Source organism: Litorimonas sp. WD9-15 (assembly GCF_050271975.1).
GTDB lineage: Bacteria > Pseudomonadota > Alphaproteobacteria > Caulobacterales > Maricaulaceae > Litorimonas.
Genome location: NZ_CP189850.1, coordinates 2,884,976 through 2,901,846, shown reverse-complemented (window position 1 = coordinate 2,901,846; position 16,871 = coordinate 2,884,976). Strand labels below are relative to the sequence as shown.

At 52.2% G+C, this 16,871-nt stretch carries 14 protein-coding genes; 6 read left to right on the top strand and 8 right to left on the bottom strand.

Annotated features, from left to right (window positions below):
• Positions 1 to 107: 107 nt before the first annotated feature.
• From ACP9M6_RS13625 to ACP9M6_RS13615, 3 genes are read left to right on the top strand one after another with little or no spacing between them, the layout of a single operon-like run.
• Complete coding sequence (locus ACP9M6_RS13625) at positions 108 to 791, top strand: hypothetical protein (RefSeq protein WP_427451977.1); 684 nt, start codon at positions 108 to 110, stop codon at positions 789 to 791.
• Between the two features lie 20 nt (positions 792 to 811).
• Positions 812 to 2,299, top strand: coding sequence for a hypothetical protein (locus ACP9M6_RS13620; RefSeq protein ID WP_427451976.1), 1,488 nt, complete (start codon positions 812 to 814; stop codon positions 2,297 to 2,299).
• Positions 2,300 to 2,310: 11 nt separating this feature from the next.
• On the top strand, positions 2,311 to 3,582 hold the full coding sequence (locus tag ACP9M6_RS13615; protein WP_427451974.1) for a glycosyltransferase: 1,272 nt from the start codon (positions 2,311 to 2,313) through the stop codon (positions 3,580 to 3,582).
• 554 nt (positions 3,583 to 4,136) lie between these two features.
• Here ACP9M6_RS13615 and ACP9M6_RS13610 read toward each other — a convergent pair.
• Positions 4,137 to 4,559, bottom strand: a complete 423-nt coding sequence (locus ACP9M6_RS13610) for a hypothetical protein (RefSeq protein ID WP_427454793.1) — start codon at positions 4,557 to 4,559, stop codon at positions 4,137 to 4,139.
• Between ACP9M6_RS13610 and ACP9M6_RS13605 the strand changes: the two genes are divergently transcribed.
• From ACP9M6_RS13605 to ACP9M6_RS13595, 3 genes are all read left to right on the top strand, one after another.
• On the top strand, positions 4,512 to 5,081 hold the full coding sequence (locus ACP9M6_RS13605; protein WP_427451972.1) for a response regulator transcription factor: 570 nt from the start codon (positions 4,512 to 4,514) through the stop codon (positions 5,079 to 5,081). The genes ACP9M6_RS13610 and ACP9M6_RS13605 overlap by 48 nt on opposite strands.
• Before the next feature lie 76 nt (positions 5,082 to 5,157).
• Positions 5,158 to 5,784: a Crp/Fnr family transcriptional regulator gene (locus tag ACP9M6_RS13600; protein ID WP_427451971.1), complete on the top strand. Its 627-nt coding sequence runs from the start codon at positions 5,158 to 5,160 to the stop codon at positions 5,782 to 5,784.
• A 164-nt stretch (positions 5,785 to 5,948) separates the two neighbouring features.
• Positions 5,949 to 7,442 (top strand): hypothetical protein, encoded by a 1,494-nt coding sequence (locus tag ACP9M6_RS13595; protein ID WP_427451969.1) that lies wholly within the window; start codon positions 5,949 to 5,951, stop codon positions 7,440 to 7,442.
• 3 nt (positions 7,443 to 7,445) lie between these two features.
• Here ACP9M6_RS13595 and ACP9M6_RS13590 read toward each other — a convergent pair whose 3' ends face one another.
• From ACP9M6_RS13590 to nadC, 7 genes are all read right to left on the bottom strand, one after another.
• The gene (locus tag ACP9M6_RS13590) at positions 7,446 to 10,631 is read right to left on the bottom strand and encodes an efflux RND transporter permease subunit (protein WP_427451967.1); all 3,186 of its coding nucleotides are present in this window, start codon (positions 10,629 to 10,631) and stop codon (positions 7,446 to 7,448) included.
• Entirely contained in the window at positions 10,628 to 11,905 is a 1,278-nt protein-coding gene (locus ACP9M6_RS13585) for an efflux RND transporter periplasmic adaptor subunit (RefSeq protein ID WP_427451965.1), read from the bottom strand. The genes ACP9M6_RS13590 and ACP9M6_RS13585 overlap by 4 nt, the downstream gene beginning before the upstream one ends.
• A 101-nt stretch (positions 11,906 to 12,006) precedes the next feature.
• Positions 12,007 to 12,747 carry a glycosyltransferase family 2 protein gene (locus ACP9M6_RS13580; protein ID WP_427451964.1) on the bottom strand — a complete coding sequence of 247 codons (741 nt, stop codon included), beginning with the start codon at positions 12,745 to 12,747 and terminating at the stop codon, positions 12,007 to 12,009.
• Positions 12,740 to 14,143 (bottom strand): glycosyltransferase 87 family protein, encoded by a 1,404-nt coding sequence (locus tag ACP9M6_RS13575; protein ID WP_427451963.1) that lies wholly within the window; start codon positions 14,141 to 14,143, stop codon positions 12,740 to 12,742. The genes ACP9M6_RS13580 and ACP9M6_RS13575 overlap by 8 nt, the downstream gene beginning before the upstream one ends.
• 36 nt (positions 14,144 to 14,179) lie before the next feature.
• A complete protein-coding gene (locus ACP9M6_RS13570; RefSeq protein WP_427451961.1) occupies positions 14,180 to 14,740 on the bottom strand; it encodes a hypothetical protein in 561 nt (186 codons plus the stop codon).
• A 105-nt stretch (positions 14,741 to 14,845) separates the two neighbouring features.
• Positions 14,846 to 16,003: a 2-oxoadipate dioxygenase/decarboxylase family protein gene (locus tag ACP9M6_RS13565; RefSeq protein ID WP_427451960.1), complete on the bottom strand. Its 1,158-nt coding sequence runs from the start codon at positions 16,001 to 16,003 to the stop codon at positions 14,846 to 14,848.
• Between the two features lie 4 nt (positions 16,004 to 16,007).
• A complete protein-coding gene (gene nadC / locus ACP9M6_RS13560; protein WP_427451957.1) occupies positions 16,008 to 16,871 on the bottom strand; it encodes a carboxylating nicotinate-nucleotide diphosphorylase in 864 nt (287 codons plus the stop codon).

Genomic DNA, 16,871 nt, shown 5'->3' with positions numbered 1-16,871 from the left:
TCGCAAAGATCATTTTGCAATTTTGCTCAATTTGCACGCAAAACATGGCGTTTTTTGCGGCACATCCATTGCAACCATTCATAGGTAACTTCGCAAAGAAGAGACCTATGATGAACCGAACGAAATTAATTGTATCCCTCCTATCACTCGTAATGAGTGTTGGGGTTTTTGCAGGTTCCGCTCAAGCACAGATGGACGCTGGCAGACTACAAGTCTACGCGGGGCCGCAAACGACAATCCCAGAAGAGAATATCAGTGTGACGATTGAAATGACAGATAGTCATGGAAAAAGCGTTCAAGGTGAAGAGGTAAAGCTGACTTATGTTTCCGATGGCGTGCCGAAGTCATTATCGGGAAAGGTTTCAAATGGTTTGGTGTCATTTGATGTTGCGGCTCAAACAATAGCCGGCGGAATGACCTTTCAGGCAACTGTCGGCGATTTGACGTCAAACAGTGCTCGGGTGCAAATCGTCGCGACTCAACCAGATATTTTCAAGTTAAAGGTGAGGTCCTCCAACAATGTCAACTTGGTAGAAATCACGACAGAGACGATCAGTGACGCTTTTGGGAATTTGGTTTCGGACCAATCTCTTGTGGCTCTGAGTTGGGTTGACAATACAGGTGTTAAACGTTTGGAAGCAGCGCAACTTTCAAATGGCCGCATTATCTATACCAGTATTTGCCCTAGTGAATACGTCGCTCCGTTAAAAATTCGGGCTGTATTGAAGAATGTAGAAGTCTTTTCTTCTGATCTCTCTGTTTTTTGCGCAACGCCGGAGGTCGGAGCATGATACTTAAGAGCCGTCATAACTTGAAACGACTTCCCGTTTCCGTTGGTATCCTCCTATCCGGTGTTGCGTTCGCGGGGATTATTTCCAACGTCATAGATTCGCCAATTGGATCAAATGAATACTTGCATGAGCATTTGATCAAGCCCGTAGAGTTTCTCGATAGAGATTGGATTGGGGATACATTCAAACTCTCTGTTCAAGACCGCCAGAGGCTTTCTGGGATCGTGATGCAATCGGAGCAACTCGATCGAACCTCAGACAGCGAGGCCTCCGTAACAGGGCAAGCTTTGACTGTTGTGAAAGAGACTACATGTCAATCGACAACAAAGCCCTGTGAATTGGTTTTTCGATTAGGTCGTGAATTTCAAGAAGGTCAGGTCAACAAAGATTTACGCGTCGCGAATGTCAAAGAGACCAGCTTGCGCGTGACCTTTAATTCTGACCCTGAAATCAATTCAGTAGCTATCGACGAGTTCGCAAACGAAACTAGGTTGTTTAGGTTCTACCAAACCCAAAATGGGTGGATGCAGAAGACTTCAGAAATTCTCGACTCAACATATTTGAACTTCAAAGACCGAAGCGGAAAATTTGATGACAAATTTTCGACTGATTTCGTGGGGGTGAATTATTATCCTGCATCTGCCTCGTGGAAAGAATTTTGGACCGATTTCCCTATCGAAGAGATTAAGTCTGATCTCGAAATAATAAGTAATATGGGGGGGAATTCTGTTCGCATATTTCTAACCCATAAATATTTCGAAGATGCGGCCACACAAGACAATGCAAAGGCCAAACTTCGCTTATTTTTAGATCTTTGCGCGGCAAAAAACATTCAAGTACTTGTCACATTATTTGATCTTCGCCCAGATTACACATTGTCCAATATGACACGCGACATCGATCACATAGATCGTGTGCTGGCAGACATATCAGCTAATCCGGCAATCTTAGGAATAGACATCAAAAATCAGGCTGATTTGGATTTTCCGACGTGGGGGAAAGGCGTTGTCGAAGGTTGGCTGACGGTCATGGCGCGCCACATTAAAATTCAGTACCCGGATGTTCCGATAACAGTCGGGTGGTCAAATCCAAACTCAGCACTCGGTTTAAAAAATGTCATCGATTTTGTGACCTATCATGAATATGGAGACGTCGAAGGATTTTCTGATCGTCTGGACGCGATAAAAACTGAAGCTGGCGACAAGCCGGTTATGATCACAGAACTTGGCTCAACAATTTGGAATCCATTTCGGTCCACCCGAGCAGCGGAAGTCAAACAGGCCTCGCGTCTTCAAAGCCAGCTAAGGCAATCTCATAGCGCCGATGGCGTGTTCGTATGGACACTAAACGACTTTCAACATGTCGGGAGTGATGTCGTTGGACGCAGGCCTTGGCGGAAAGCGCAGCAAAGACATTTCGGCTTACTTCGTTCGGATGGCTCAGCTCGTCCTTCAAAAAACGTTCTTCAGGCACATGCTGAAAATCTCGCACGTCAATCCAATAACTAAACTTAAACATTATGGAAAATATCATGAAAACTATAGCTATTGTTACTGCCTTTCCGCCAAGCGCGGGTTCTTTGAACGAGTATGGGCTTCATCTTGTCAACGCGTTTGCTGCGCGGTCAGACATTGAAAAGATCATCGTGGTTGCCGATAAGTATCCAGGCGATCTGCCTGAGCTTGACCTCGGCCCTAAGGTAGAGGTCAAGCGCATATGGCGGTTCAATGATCCGTTGGCAGGTTTTCATATTCTGCGCGGGCTAAAGTCATCGCAGGCAGAAGGGGTTATCTATAATCTTCAAACCGCCTCTTTTGGGGACAGTGAGATTCCTGCAGCTCTCGGATTGCTGACGCCAACTGTTTCTCAAAAATCGGGCCTGCCTTCAGGCGTGATTATGCATAATTTAGTGGAAGCCGTAGATCTTAGTAAAACGAACCTTGCGAAAAGCCCATTCCGCCAAAAGTTAGTAGGTGCAGCCAGTTATTTCGTGACCAAGACTATGTTGTTGTCGGGCTTCATGACCGTAACTTTAGATAGTTTCTGGGATATTTTGAAGGATAAGTATAAAGCCAAGAATGCCTTTATGGTCCCTCACGGTTCTTTTCCTTTGGCGTCCGATATTGAGATCACAAATCTCTCTGAGCGACCTCGCACGATCGTGACAATGGGGAAATTCGGAACCTACAAAAGACTCGAGCGAACGATTGGCGCCATACAAAAATTGAATGTGTCTCGAACAGAAAATCAAAAAATTAAGTTGATTATCGGGGGGAGCGATCATCCGGCAACACCTGGCTATTTGAAGTCCTTGGAAGCAGAGCACAAGGCGGACGAAAACATTGTCTTCCATGGTTATGTTGCGGAAGAAGATGTCGCCACATTCTTTACACAGGCTAAACTCGCGATTTTTGACTATGATAGTACGACTGGAAGTTCAGGTGTTCTGCATCAAGCTGCGATCTACGGAACGCCAGCCGCTTATCCAATGATGGGTGATTTTGTCGATGTGACTGAACGTGAGGGACTGAAGGGTTTTAACTTTACGCCTCTGGACCAAAAGGCGCTTGAAGAATCCATTTTGGAATGCCTGAATAGCTCGGAACTCGGACAAAGCTACGCAGACAACAACCTGCATGTTTCAAAAGGGGTTACGATGGAAACCGTCGCGTCCATTCAACTGCAACTTCTTAGAAAAACGAAAACTGGGAATTTTAATGTTCTGCGTAAAGCTAAAAATTCCGCTTTACGACTTGAGGAAATCGAAATTTCGCGACAAGTTCTAAGTTGAATCTAAAAGCCGCAATTGGTTTGGATGTTCGCCTTTCTCACTAGTGCTTCCGATATTGAGGTTGATGAAATTTTCCAAATGATTGCCTGAGGATTTAGTTGGCTGCGTACATTAACTCTGTTCTCGTATTATTTTTGAAGTTTTTTGTACTCTTCTGCGCAACAGTCTGTGAAGCAAATTGTGTAACAGAAAAGAAAGAGATTCAACGCTCTGAAATATATGACAAATAAAAATTATATTGACCCGACCCTGGCGGGTCGGATTTTTATGCAAGTCTACCGTACGCGATGATGCTACGCAATAAACAGCCGTTGTTTGCCTTACAAATGGCTGACTTCTTGCCTAACAAACATCTTGTGTAATATTTTAAATCATTGTAATCGTTGAACATTGGGGATAATGGCAGCCCCTCTTGGGAGTCATTTGTTCTTCCACGAAAATCCGAAAATTTTCGATAATTCTTAGTTATATATACTGTGGTTCTGGTTCTAAGTCTGTTTGTGGCCGTCCAGCGCGGTTGGAGCGCAAATTAATCCATAAAAATCTGGCGATGATTATGAAAGGGTGAGCATAAAATCTGAGGCTTCAATATCTAAGATATTAGTATTGAGCAGAAGAATTTCATCTCCGTCACCCAGGTCAATAAGGACGTGATCACCTATTTGAACCATGTTTTGTGAGAGAGCCTCGAAATCTGCAAACCCAAAATCTGTCAGGTCAAGACTATCGTCGCCTGATCTGTCAAAGTCGACAATTCTGTCTCTACCTGATCCTTGTCCGAATATAAATGTATCGTCCCCGGCATTACCTTGCAGCCTGTCATTTCCGCCGCCACCAGCGATTAGGTCATGTCCTTTACACCCGCGAATATCATCTACGCCATCATTTCCACTCAAAACGTCATTCCCGTCATTCCCTAGAATGAAATCATGACCTGCGCCGCCCAGTACAATGTCATCTCCAGTTCCCGCATTGATTGTGTCATGGCCTTCGCCCGCAACTATACCTTAGGTTTTAATGTGAGAGCTTTCGACAGTGGCGATGCTCTCCTGATGCAAATGCCGGACCTTTCCAACCGGATGATATTTTTAGATATTCGTATGCCGGGGCGAGATGGTATGGAGATTTTGCGGGAGATACGGACCAAAACGCAAAGCGCGCATATCGTTATAATGACGGGTCACGGGGATATTCCTCTCGCTGTTAGAGCGATGAAAGACGGCGCAAATGATTTCCTGGAAAAGCCCTTTTCCGTGGACCAAATCCAAGCGGTCTTAGAACGGGCCAAAGCGAAAAACACAGAGGCGCATCCGCTGTCCAAACTGACACCCCGGGAGGCACAGGTTGCCGAACATCTGTCTACCGGCTTGTCTAACAAACGGGTCGCACATGAACTCGGTATCTCTATCCGAACCGTTGAAGTCCATCGTGCCCGGCTGTTGTCGAAACTCAACATTACATCCATCGCAGAACTGGTCCGGCTACAACTGTCTAAGTAGAACTACTTAAGTAGATTATCTAACTAGGTTTTACATATGCGGATGGCCACACAGATCCCAGATAAAGGGATTTAACATGATCAATGAACGCAACACTCTCTCACTTGGGCCCGTCCGCGTTTATCCCGATAAAACGTCCCTCTATCACCAAGGCGATGATACTGTGTCGATCTATCGCGTGAATAGCGGTGTCGTCATGACTTACCGGTTACTGGCGGATGATGAGCGGCAAATAACAGGGTTCTGTACGGAAGGCGATTTTTTCGGGCTTTCCTCGGATGAAACTTACTGCGATAATGCGATTACCGTCACAAGTTCCGGTGTTCAAACCATTCGTGTTGCCGAAATCGAATCCGATCCAAAGCTACAGCGCTTTTTCCTGAGTCATAGCTGCAAAAAAGTCGAAGACACCCAAAACCTTTTGGCCACGCTGACACGCAAAAGCTCCGAAGCCCGCGTCGCCGCGTTCTTGGTTATGCTTGCAGAGCGCAAATGCCGGATGGAGAAGACCGTCGATGATATTCGTATCAAAATGCCAATGTCGCGCACAGATATTGCAGATTATCTCGGTCTGTTCCGCGAGACCGTCAGCCGGAGATTGACCGATTTTCAAAGTGCACGCGTGATCAACCTTGAAGATGTTCACACCGCACTTATTCCCAAACTCGATAGTTTGAGAACCTGCGCGGGTATTGCGGCCTAACGTGAGACCAAGATGTAAACCTTAAAGCTATTTCCTGTTTAGGCGTAGTCTCTTCCGGGCCGATCATTTGCGCTCGGAAATTATTATGAGTGACATGGCCTAATGCGTATAATTCTCTATCCGCATGGGTATCATAATTATTGAAACAACATTAATGGTAGAGGATGGTTTCACACGCATCCACCTCTGCTCTCGATTTTATCTTCACGCCGGAAGCCTATGGCGCGCGGGGGGATGATCCTGATTTTGATGATGCGCCGGGGATACAGGCGGCGCTGGAGGCTGCAGAAGCTGTCGGCGGGGAGCTTCGTTTGGGTGCGAAGATCTATCACCTGCGTTCCGGAATCCGGCAGAGCCGCGCCGCGACGGTGCGGGGATTTGGCTATGGCGATACGATCCCGACAAATTCCGGCCCGCAGAAAAGTACAACGACCTTGAAAATGATGGCCAAGATCAAAGTGGCGTGGCTCATCCAATCGCAGACCTATGGCGAGCGGATTTATAATCCGCGCCTCTATGACTTCTGCCTGCACGGTCATTCCATGACGGATATCGGTATCTGGGCGCGGTCGACAAATCTCCATGATTGGGACGGGCTTTATGTGCGGCAATGTTTGACCGATCATGCGATCTGCGATGACGGAAATGGCGAGTTGTCGGCGCGAAACCGGATTGGCTCTTTTATCTGTGATGTCTCGCGCCAACCGAAATTGCAAAAGGCCAACGGATTAGTGCTGGACAGTGTTGGTATGGTTGCGTCTGATGCCAAGCGGATTGGCCTGACGCAATATCATCTCGGCTATATTTATTGCACAAGCGGCAGTGAGGGCGAGGGCCTGATCATCGGGGATATCGACTCAACGCTCGTCGAATTTTATCAGGGCAAGCGTCTCTATCTCGCGGGGGTGCGCGAAGACCAAGGCCTCCGCGCGGCGCGAAAAATCACGCTGAACCACGTCGCCGCAGACATTCACGCGGAATCCGGCGTCATCGCGAAAATCTTTAATGTGAATTCCGAGCCCTGTCACAAAATCACCGAAGAACCGGGCGCGGCCTTGCATTACGCGATTTCCGGACGGTTGAGCGGCAGTGTCTATCAATCGCAGACATTCACGCTGGGACGATCGCTGAACTTGGCTGCGAAAGATGCAAATACGTCTTTCCCGGCGGCGGGTGAGTTGACGAGTGTCGGGGCGCAACATGCGCAAGCGCTGAAACTCTCAGATAAGCAGACGACCGCGAATTGGACGGTCCTTCCGCCCGATGATTTTGATGACGGCGCGATACAGGGGCTCTGCATTCGTTATTGTGCAAACCCGGGTGCGGATGTGGAGATTTCCGTCGAGTTGCGAAGCGCGGCCGTGGGGCAGGGTTTTGGCAAAGCGCAGACGGTGATATCAGCCCATCTGCCGGCGGGCGCGAAATCGGGCAGTGTCTATCTCTGCGAAACGCTGGACATGGATCACCGTTTTGGGCGGGGAGATATTCTGACGATTAATATTCAGCGCCTGACTGGAGAGAATAGTCAGGCGCTGAATATCTTTGGGGTGGAGTGCCTCTTTAAAGCCGATGGCCCGATAGAGAACCGCCCCGAAGTCCGTACCTATAACGCCCCGTCCATGGTGGCGGAGCGTTATAAAAAGCCGGGATTGGTGTAGTCGCTATTCCGCTTGCGGAATTGCGACCGGGCGTGGCGAGTAGTTTACATGTTTCGGCGTAAACGGCACGCGGCGCTTGCCCTTGATGACATAACCGAACCAGCGGCGGATATCCGCGCCAATCCCGTAAAGCGCCGGGACGAAGAACAGCGTCACGAACAGGGCGAAGAGTACGCCAAAGGCCAAGCTGATACCAATCGGGATGAGCCACTGCGCTTGCAGCGAGCGTTCCAGCAAGAGCGGCATCAGGCCGACAAAGGTCGTTAGTGAGGTCAGCAGGATTGGACGGAACCGCTTGGTCCCTGCCGTGATCAAAGCTTCCGCCCCGTCCATGCCCTTATCGCGCAATCGGTGGACATAATCGAGTAAGACAAGGTTGTCATTCACCGCCACCCCGGCGGCGGCAAACATCCCGAGGATGGAGAGCAGCGACATCGTGCGGTCCATCACGACATGACCCATAATCATCCCGCAATAGCAGAAGGGAATGGCCGCGAGGAGAATCAGGATCGGCTCACCATAGGATTTGAATGACACCGCCACGATGAAATAGGCCACCCCAATCGCGATTAGCATAAGCGTTAGGAGCTCGGCTTGGAACTCGGCTTCCTCCTGCGCGCCGCCAATATTACCGCGAGTGACATTGGGATGAATTTGCTCGAAATCATTGAAGAAGTTCTCATCCAGGTCTGTCCTGATTTCACCAATACGCTCGGACACGACTTCCGCCGAGACGATAATGGCGCGCTGGCGTTCACGTCGCAGGATACGGTTCGTGCCGGGCTCGAAGCGGAGCTCTGCCACCGTATCCAGCGGGACCTCGCGTCCATCCGCGGCGCGGATGCGTACGGATTTCAGGAAGTCGAGTGACTCGCGATCAACGGCCGGATAGCGGACATAGACCCGCACATCCTCGCCGTCGCGAGGTAGGCGCTGGACCTCTTCGCCAAAGAAACCCTGACGGATTTGCCGCGCGACATCTGCCGTTGTAATTCCGAGGGACTCTGCGCCGGGCTTAAGGTCGAACTGCACTTCCTCGGATGCGCTCTCCATATCATTGACGACATTGAACACACCGTCATAGCTCCGCAATTGCGCCATCAAATCGTCGGCGGCGGCTTGGAGATCGTCAAAGGATTTGGCGTTCAGCACATATTGGATGGGCGGGCCGTTATTTCCGTCCTTGTAGTTCACAGTAATCGTTTCCGCGTCCGGCACATCGCCGATCAACTCGCGCAAACGTTCTGCTGTTTCCTGCGCCGTCAATGTCCGCGTTTCGGGCGGCACCAATTTGACGAGGGCGAGCACATTATTATCGCGGGAGCGCGTATACCAGTTCTCGATCAGATCGCCGTCCTTAGCTTTGATCTCTTCAGAGAGGTCATGTTCCGCGTCCTGAATTTGCGCGAGGACCTGTAATGTCCGCGTATAGGGCGTGCCTTCCGGCAGGCTCACGCTGATCTCGACCTGATCACTTTCCGACTCCGGGAAGAAGGAGGATTTGACGTACCCATTGGCAACAACGCCCACAGTCAGGATCATGATACCGAGGAAGAATGACGCCGTCAGGTAACGTCGACGTAAGGCCCAGGTAATTGCCGGACGGTAAAGCTGCGTCGCAACCCATGTCAGGCTGTTGGCGATTTTCGCCTGTACCCGCATAATTTTACTCTTCGGATTGACGGGTTTCAAGTGCGCCAAATGGGCGGGGAGAATCAGAAGGGATTCAACCAGACTGAAAAACAGCGCGAGGATCACGACGAGCGAAATTGCCCGCGTAAACTCACTCGTCCCTCCGGACAAATACATCCACGGTGCGAAGAAAATCATCGTTGTCAGAACGGCGAAGATGACGGGCTTTACGACCATGCGCGTCCCATTAATGGCGGCCTCTTCACCCGTCTCTCCGTCCTCCGTTTTCGAATGAATGGCTTCGCCCACAATAATCGCGTCATCCACAATGACCCCGATGACGAGCAGAAAGGCGAAGGTCGAGATCATGTTAAACGACACATCAAAGAGCGGCAGCAGCGCTAATCCACCCGCAAATGCGGTCGCAATTCCAACACTCACCCAGAGCGCGATGGCGGGCCGCAGGAACAACATGAGCGTTGCACAGACGAGCAGAAGTCCCGTGAAGAAGTTCACGGCAATCGTGCGGATCCGTCCGCGATAGTCATCCGCGGCATCGTTCCACGTCGTGATCGACATACCGCTGGGCAGTGTGCCGTCGACCTTTTCCAGATAGGCTTTCACATTATCGGACATGGCAACAATATCCATTTGCGGGCCGTTCTGGACCTGAATGAGTATTGTTCGTTCGCCATTAACTGTCGCCAGCAGATTGACCTGTTCGAACCCGTCAATAACGGTGGCAACATCCTTCACGCGGATCAGGGCCCCATTGGCACTCTGCCGGATGACGATATCTTCGAAATCCTCTTTTGAGTCTGCCTGATTCCGTGTGCGGAGTTGCATATTCCCGATTTCCGTTCGCACGGTTCCGGACGAACTGTTCACTGATGTCCCGCGCACGGCCTGCGCGACCTCGTTCAGGGTCAGACCATAGCGCCGCAACGCATCCTCGGAGACCTCAATCGAAACCTCCTCATTCCGCGTGCCGAAGAGTTCCACGGCGGGGACGTAGCCCAGTAGGGCGATCTCCCGCCGTGTTTTTTCCGCAAACCGTTTCAGTTCCCGCTCCGAGACGGTCTCGTCACCCGTGAGGGCGAGGCGGATCATCTCGTTGCGATTCCTGAAAACATTGGTTTGCGGCTTCTCGGCCGCCGGGGGGAATGAATTAATTGAATCGACCTGACGTTTCACGTCCGCCATCAGCTTGGCTTCATCGACGCCGTTTTTGCCGACGACGGTGACGGAACCACCTCCTTCGCCCGCAAAGGACCACATGCGGTTGACGCCTTCGACTTCCGACAGCGCTTCTTCCATGCGGACAATGATTTGTTCTTCCACGTCCTGCGGCGACGCGCCGGGCCAAGAGACTTGCGTCCAAGCACCGGGGAATTCGACATAGGGCTCAAGCTCGCGCTCGATCTGGAAGTAGCTGACCAGACCGCCGATCAGGCAGATGAGCATGAGGAGGTTGGCGGCGACCGAATTACGGACCCACCATGCGATGATGCCTTTTTTCGCCTCTGTTGGCTCGGACGTGTTCTCAGGCGTGCTCATGGCGTCACCTCCGCATCATCCGCCTCGATGTCGAGGGTCTCCACAACGGCGACTTTCATCCCGTCCGCAACACCGCGAATGGGTGACGTGATGACGGAGGTTCCGCTGTTCAGACCTTCGGATAGGATGGCCGTGTTACGGTCAGAGGACACAACGGACACGGTCTTGACGGTCAGCGTTTCATCGGCATTGGCAACATAAACTGTATCCGCACCGCGAAGGGCCGCGCGGGGGATGGAGATAATATTCTCGAGTGTTTGTCCTTCAATATCCGCATTGACGAAAATACCGGGGGCGAGTGGGACGCCGTCATCGGAACCTTTTCCGAAGGGATCAATGACTTCGGCATAGGCGAAGAGCACGCGGGTTTCCGCGTCAAAGCGGCTATCCGTTCGAACAATTCTGCCCTGCCATTCGCTCATTCGTCCGGCGACATCGGCGGAAAGTTTGACTGGAATACCCGCGGAACCACTCGGCGCTTCATATCCCAATGTCAGGCCCGCTTGGCGCAAATCCGCATTTGTCATGGGCAGGCGGACATCCATAATATCTGTCGCGTAAATCTCGCCGAGCCGCGTACCCGCCGTCACAAATTCTCCGGCATCAATGTGGCGCATCGTGACGCGGCCATTAAACGGCGCGTAGAGGGAAGCGCGGCTTAGTTGTAATTCGGCTTCGGCCAGCTGCGCTTCCGCGCTGGCGAGTTGCGCCCGTGCTTCGGCGAGTTGGGGCTGGCGGAGTGTCAGCGGTGTCGGCTCTCCCGCACGGCCCAATTCTTCCCAATCCTGCCGCGCGATTTCGCCTTCGGATCGTTCGCGCATAACAACGGTTTCCGCCTGCGCGACATTGGCGCGGGCTTGCACAACGCGCAATTCATATTCCGCGGGTTCAACGCGGACGAGGAGGTCGCCCTTGCGGAACTTCCCGCCCTCGATAAATTTCGGTGACATGTAGGAGATTTTACCCCCGACCTGCGGCACCAGATTAATCTGCGTATGAGGTTGGACCTCGCCCTGAACGCGGACCTTCAGGGTCACATTATCCTGCGTGGCCATAGCCGTTAGGACGGGAATGGCTTTCACCACTTCCTCTTTTTCCTCCGGTTGGGGTTTCATGGCCCCCATCACCATAAATCCGGCGATGGCTCCACCAATCATCAGCACGGGTAGCGCGATGGATACAATGCGCGTGAGCACGAGTTTCCCGCGTTCGCGTTTATTGAGGGGGGCGATGTCCTGCTCCCATGCAGGTTCGGGCGCTGAAGTCGGGCGCATAAGTCTCTCCTTTTAGCGGTTGGCACACCGCATCATGGAATCGTCTTAGGCTTATAATTATTGTTTTTCAATAATAAATTATCGAAAATCAGGTGTTTTTACTATTTTTCACTACGTCCTGCCGCAGGTTTTGCCGAAAGGGATTTCACTTTCGGATTGGGCTTGATGGCCTCAAGCCCGATTGTGCCGAGAATATACCACCCTGCGAGAATGACTCCTTTGAACGTTCCGCTGATTTTAGAAACGCCAATACGTTTGCGGTAGTGAACTGGAACTTCCGCACATCGCAGGTTCTGTTTGAGCGCGCGCACCTGCATCTCTACTGTCCAACCGAAGGTCGGCGCCTCCATATTCAGGCGGTCATAGCTCGACTTGCGGATGGCACGGAAGGGGCCGAGATCGCTGAACCGGAACCCCCAGATCAGATGCATCAGCCAGCAGGCAAGCGTATTGCCGAACCGCTGCTGCGGTGTCAGAGATCCGGGGTCGCAATCCCCCAAAATGCGGGAGCCGATCACAAGATCGGAGTTATTATTGATGATAGGATTGATAAGTTCGGATAAATCTTCCGGGTCATCCGACGCATCTCCATCCATGAAAACAAGAATATCGCAGGCACCGGCGGCCTCAACCGCCGCCAAACACGCTCTGCCATATCCGGGTGTGTCGACATATACGACATGTGCGCCCGCCGCTTTGGCTACGCTTGCAGTTTTGTCGGTTGAGCCATTATCTGCGACAATAACCTGATCGACGGCGTCAATGACGCTGGTGACGACTTGGCCGATCGCACCCTCTTCATTCCGTGCGGGAATAATTAATTTAATGACGGGGTTATGCATAACGTCTCTCTTTCCATCCGTCATAGGCCAGAACCAAGAGTGCGGTTCCGAACTCCAGCGGGAGTAATATCGTTTCGTAAATTTCGTATCGGTCCGTCTCCCCGAGTAGGAAGCGAACGTAATAGGCGGTCGCGCCGATGGTCAAGAGGCCCAATCCGCGTGCCATCCAACTTTGAACCGCAAAGGGCAGGAACATGAAGAACCAGATGAAATACCACGGATAACCTGTCGGCGAGAGTAGGACGAACGCGGCGGAGAGGGCCATGAGATCGAAGGGCAGTTTTTTCTCTGACCGCGATGTCGAAAATCCCAGATAGAGGCTCAATCCGACAAGGATGAGTGCAATGACGTAGCGGGCGATCCGGTTTGGATCGTCCACGAAAAAGCCGAGCGCCTCGCGCAAGCCGGGAAAGAGGAAGCTGCTATTCGTCCAGTTCGCTGAATAGGCGGCGAGACCTGCCTGGTCATTTAACGAGAGCAACATGGGAAGCAGGCTCAAACCCGTGAGGACGGCGACCAAAGCTGCAATCCCGATATAGAGCGCGGGACGCTTGAACCAGCTGCGAAACAGGACGGGCGCCAATAGCAACGGCCAGAGTTTGATGGCGGCAGCCGCGCTCAAAGCGATTGCCGCGATCCACGGGCGGGCCTTCAGGGTCAGAACTGCGAGCAGGAGCGGCAGCGTCAGCAACACGTCCATATGGATCGCATTATAGCTCGTCAGAATGATAATCGGGTTTAGCCAATAGAGGCTGGACCAGATCAGAGGCATTCCGAATTGTTTGAGCGCGAGGAGCAGAACGGCAAATCCCAGCATTTCAAAGATCAAAAAGACGCCCCGCAACCCATCCGGATTATAAGGCGCAATCCAATAGGCGCTGGCGAAAACCGCTTGGGCAAAAGGCGGATAGATCGTCGTCAGATGCGGGCTGTTGATCTCGCCCGTCAGGCCGTCGGCCTCATTCGAGAGAACGGCTAGTGTCGCGAGGTCGGGCACGGAGGCCGTCCCGGGCGCGCTCGCATCGAATATCTCTTCCGGCGTGAAAATATAGGGGTTCTCCCCCTGCGCCGTCACAGCGCCGTCCCAGAGATAGCGCTTATAATCATTCTCATAGATGGGCTGCGAGCCGAAAAAGCCGAGCCGTAAAATCAAGCCACCCAATATAAGAACGGGCAGCCCCCATTTCGGGAATGCCTGTGTCCGTCGCATTAAGAGGAGGAGGATAAACCACGCTGTTCCCGCTAAAATCAGCAAGCCCGTCAAGGCCATGACGGGATGATCTTCCGTCTCGATCATTGGGTCAAATCCGGCACTGATGAACCGGATGGAGAGGAGTGCCCCCGCCAAGAGCATGGCGGAGACAAGGAGGATCAGGCGTGAGCGGGGGACTGTCATAATATCACGCCTGAACAAAGTCAGAGCATCAGGGCTCTAGTTCAACATACAAGTGCCATTATCCTGAGGCGTCGTACCGGACGGGCAATTTGTCGGCTTCATGGATGTTTCGGTTTTCATCATGGTGTCGCCTTTTTTCATCATGGCATCGCCGTCTTTCATCATGGCATCGCCGTCTTTCATCATGGAGCCTGATGCGGAGGAATGATCCTTCATCGCCTTTTCTTTCATCATTGAGGCGTCAGTTGCGGACGATTGCTCTTTCATGGCCTTCGCTTTCATTGCGTCCTCTTTCATCATTTTGGCATCCGTCGCAGAGGACGGTTCCATCATGGCTTTCTCTTTCATAGCCTTTTCTTTCATGGCGGCCTCTTCGGCCATCATTTTAGCTTTTTCTTTTTCAGCCATCTGCGCGGCTTTGATACGTTTCTTCTCGGCCTTTCTCGCTGCACGTTCTGCCTTGCGCGCGGCGGAGGACTGGCTCGTGCTTGTTGTCGTTCTAGAGCTATCTCCGTTATAAGAAGACTGCGCGTAAGCAGGCGCGGCAGCAAAGGCCAAGGTTGTGGATGCGATGGCGATAAGGGCGAAATGTTTCATGTGTGTCTCTCCGACGTTTGGTTGGTATGACAGCTTAGTTTCACATCACCGCTTCAACTGGGACTCACGTCTGGGAGAGCATCTGACACGTTTTTGTGAGCGGTATTAATGCGAAGCGGTCTCGTAGAGTTCAAACATGTCGAGGACGGGGCGTCCGAGAGCGGCCTCGAAGACGGCTTGGTTTCCGCTCGCCGCAACGGTTTCGGTCTCTGCGGTGTCCCGCAAATTCGATTTGAAAATACCGGCGGCGCTGACGGGCAGGAAATCTTCATAGGTCAGCGGTGATCCATTCTTGTCGAAAAAGGCGAGACCTTGGGCTTTCAATTCCGCTTCTGTATCAGGGAAATCTGAAAAGTCCTTCGCCGCCAGACAGCGGTCATATAAGTCTCGACCTTTTCGCGTCAGGGCCATGCCGCGTTGTTCGATCTCGCCAAAGCGGGCGGTGTGATGCGCTGTTTCCCAGCCATATTTTGTTTTAAATTCGACAGATTCGGTCAGGGCCTTGAAGGCTGTCTGGCGCAGGAGGATCGGACAATTGCGACGCGGCGGGCCTTCAATCGTTTCTTTCACCTCCAGACCCATCTGCCGCATTCGTTCATGGGCCGCATCAATATCGGCCACACGCGGGGTCAGGTGATTCATATGCGGGCCCTGGAACGAGACGATATCTGCAATGAGTGGATGCTCGGACAGGAGCGCCTGATATGTTTCCAAATCAACATGGGCCCGTTTCCGCCACGCGAAAATCGAAACAGCTTCGCGCACAAATTCAGCGCCATCAATTGCGTTTAATCCGCCTTCGGTCTCCGCTTTCTCCAGCAAGCTGTGACACTTAGCCGAGAAAATGCACCGCGCAGCCAATGCAGATTCGGCCTTTTTTCGCAGCGCGTCCGGCAGCATGTCCAAGCGAAGGAGGCTCGTGAACATGCGAAACGGACTGACATTGAAACCCGCCTCCGTGATGGGACGAAAAGCGGTTGAGTGAACGGGCAAGCCCGCAACGGACAGATCATAATATCCGACGGGATGCAGCCCGAGCACCGCAAAGACGCGGCCGATGAGGTTTAACTCGTCCGCCGTGCCCAGGCGGATCGCACCATGTCGTTCCCCGTCAGACCGGATGCCTTCATGTTCCGCATTGATATCCGCAACGATGTCAATGAGTTGTCCATAAGCAGGTACTTCCTCCCGATACATATCGGACAGCGCTTGCGAAAAATCTGCGCGTAGCTGGTCGGGATGTCGAAAGGATGAGGCGCTCATCTGTCTATTCTGCATCCATTCCAATATCGAAATTCGGCGCACTATGGGTCAGCGCCCCGATGCTAATAACATTGATACCGCTCTCCGCAATGTCGCGGACCGAGCTAAGGGTGACGCCGCCCGACGCTTCCAGAACAGGTTTCGCCCCTTCAAAGCCACTGACAATTTTGACGGCCTTTTTCAGCATTTCGGGATCCATATTATCGAGCAACACGACATCCGGCATCCATGTCAGGACTTTCTCCAACTGCTCCAGCGTATCGACTTCGACGCTGACCTTGATCATGTGATCGGCCTTTGTGCGAATGGCAGACAGGGCCGCATCGACCCCGCCTGCCAGCGCAATATGATTATCTTTAATCATAATCGCGGCGGACAGGCTCTCGCGATGCGTGAAGGCGCCGCCCGCGAGGACAGCCTGTTTTTCCAGCGCCCGTAATCCGGGTGTCGTCTTGCGGGTCGCCGCAATTCGAACGCCCGTACCATCAACTTTCGCAACATATTTTGCAGACAACGTCGCGACTCCAGACATCCGACCCAAGAAGTTCAATGCGACCCTTTCTGCGGAGAGTAAGGACCGTGACGGGCCGGAGACGCGCGCGATAATTTCGCCTTTGGCAACGTCGGACCCGGTCGTTTTCAGGACTTCAAATTTCACGGACGGGTCAACCGTCGCATAGGTCATCTGCGCGGCCTGCATCCCTGCGATCACACCGTCTTCGCGTGACCGCATCACCAGTGTTCCGGTTGCCTCTTCGGGGACGAGTAATCGTGCCGTGACATCGCCTGAATTCCCAAAGTCTTCCGTCAGAGCGCGTTCGACCATCGGGCGAAGAATAATATCGGGGAGGGGGGTGAGCTTTGTCAT

What these genes read in the sequence shown, in the direction of transcription:
- ACP9M6_RS13605 (WP_427451972.1), top strand. Translation starts at nt 4,512, where the DNA reads ATGACCTGCGCCGCCCAGTACAATGTCATCTCCAGTTCCCGCATTGAT.
- ACP9M6_RS13575 (WP_427451963.1), bottom strand. Translation starts at nt 14,143, where the DNA reads ATGACAGTCCCCCGCTCACGCCTGATCCTCCTTGTCTCCGCCATGCTC.
- ACP9M6_RS13615 (WP_427451974.1), top strand. Translation starts at nt 2,311, where the DNA reads ATGGAAAATATCATGAAAACTATAGCTATTGTTACTGCCTTTCCGCCA.
- ACP9M6_RS13565 (WP_427451960.1), bottom strand. Translation starts at nt 16,003, where the DNA reads ATGAGCGCCTCATCCTTTCGACATCCCGACCAGCTACGCGCAGATTTT.
- ACP9M6_RS13585 (WP_427451965.1), bottom strand. Translation starts at nt 11,905, where the DNA reads ATGCGCCCGACTTCAGCGCCCGAACCTGCATGGGAGCAGGACATCGCC.
- ACP9M6_RS13600 (WP_427451971.1), top strand. Translation starts at nt 5,158, where the DNA reads ATGATCAATGAACGCAACACTCTCTCACTTGGGCCCGTCCGCGTTTAT.
- ACP9M6_RS13570 (WP_427451961.1), bottom strand. Translation starts at nt 14,740, where the DNA reads ATGAAACATTTCGCCCTTATCGCCATCGCATCCACAACCTTGGCCTTT.
- nadC (WP_427451957.1), bottom strand. Translation starts at nt 16,871, where the DNA reads ATGACAAAGCTCACCCCCCTCCCCGATATTATTCTTCGCCCGATGGTC.
- ACP9M6_RS13595 (WP_427451969.1), top strand. Translation starts at nt 5,949, where the DNA reads ATGGTTTCACACGCATCCACCTCTGCTCTCGATTTTATCTTCACGCCG.
- ACP9M6_RS13580 (WP_427451964.1), bottom strand. Translation starts at nt 12,747, where the DNA reads ATGCATAACCCCGTCATTAAATTAATTATTCCCGCACGGAATGAAGAG.
- ACP9M6_RS13625 (WP_427451977.1), top strand. Translation starts at nt 108, where the DNA reads ATGATGAACCGAACGAAATTAATTGTATCCCTCCTATCACTCGTAATG.
- ACP9M6_RS13590 (WP_427451967.1), bottom strand. Translation starts at nt 10,631, where the DNA reads ATGAGCACGCCTGAGAACACGTCCGAGCCAACAGAGGCGAAAAAAGGC.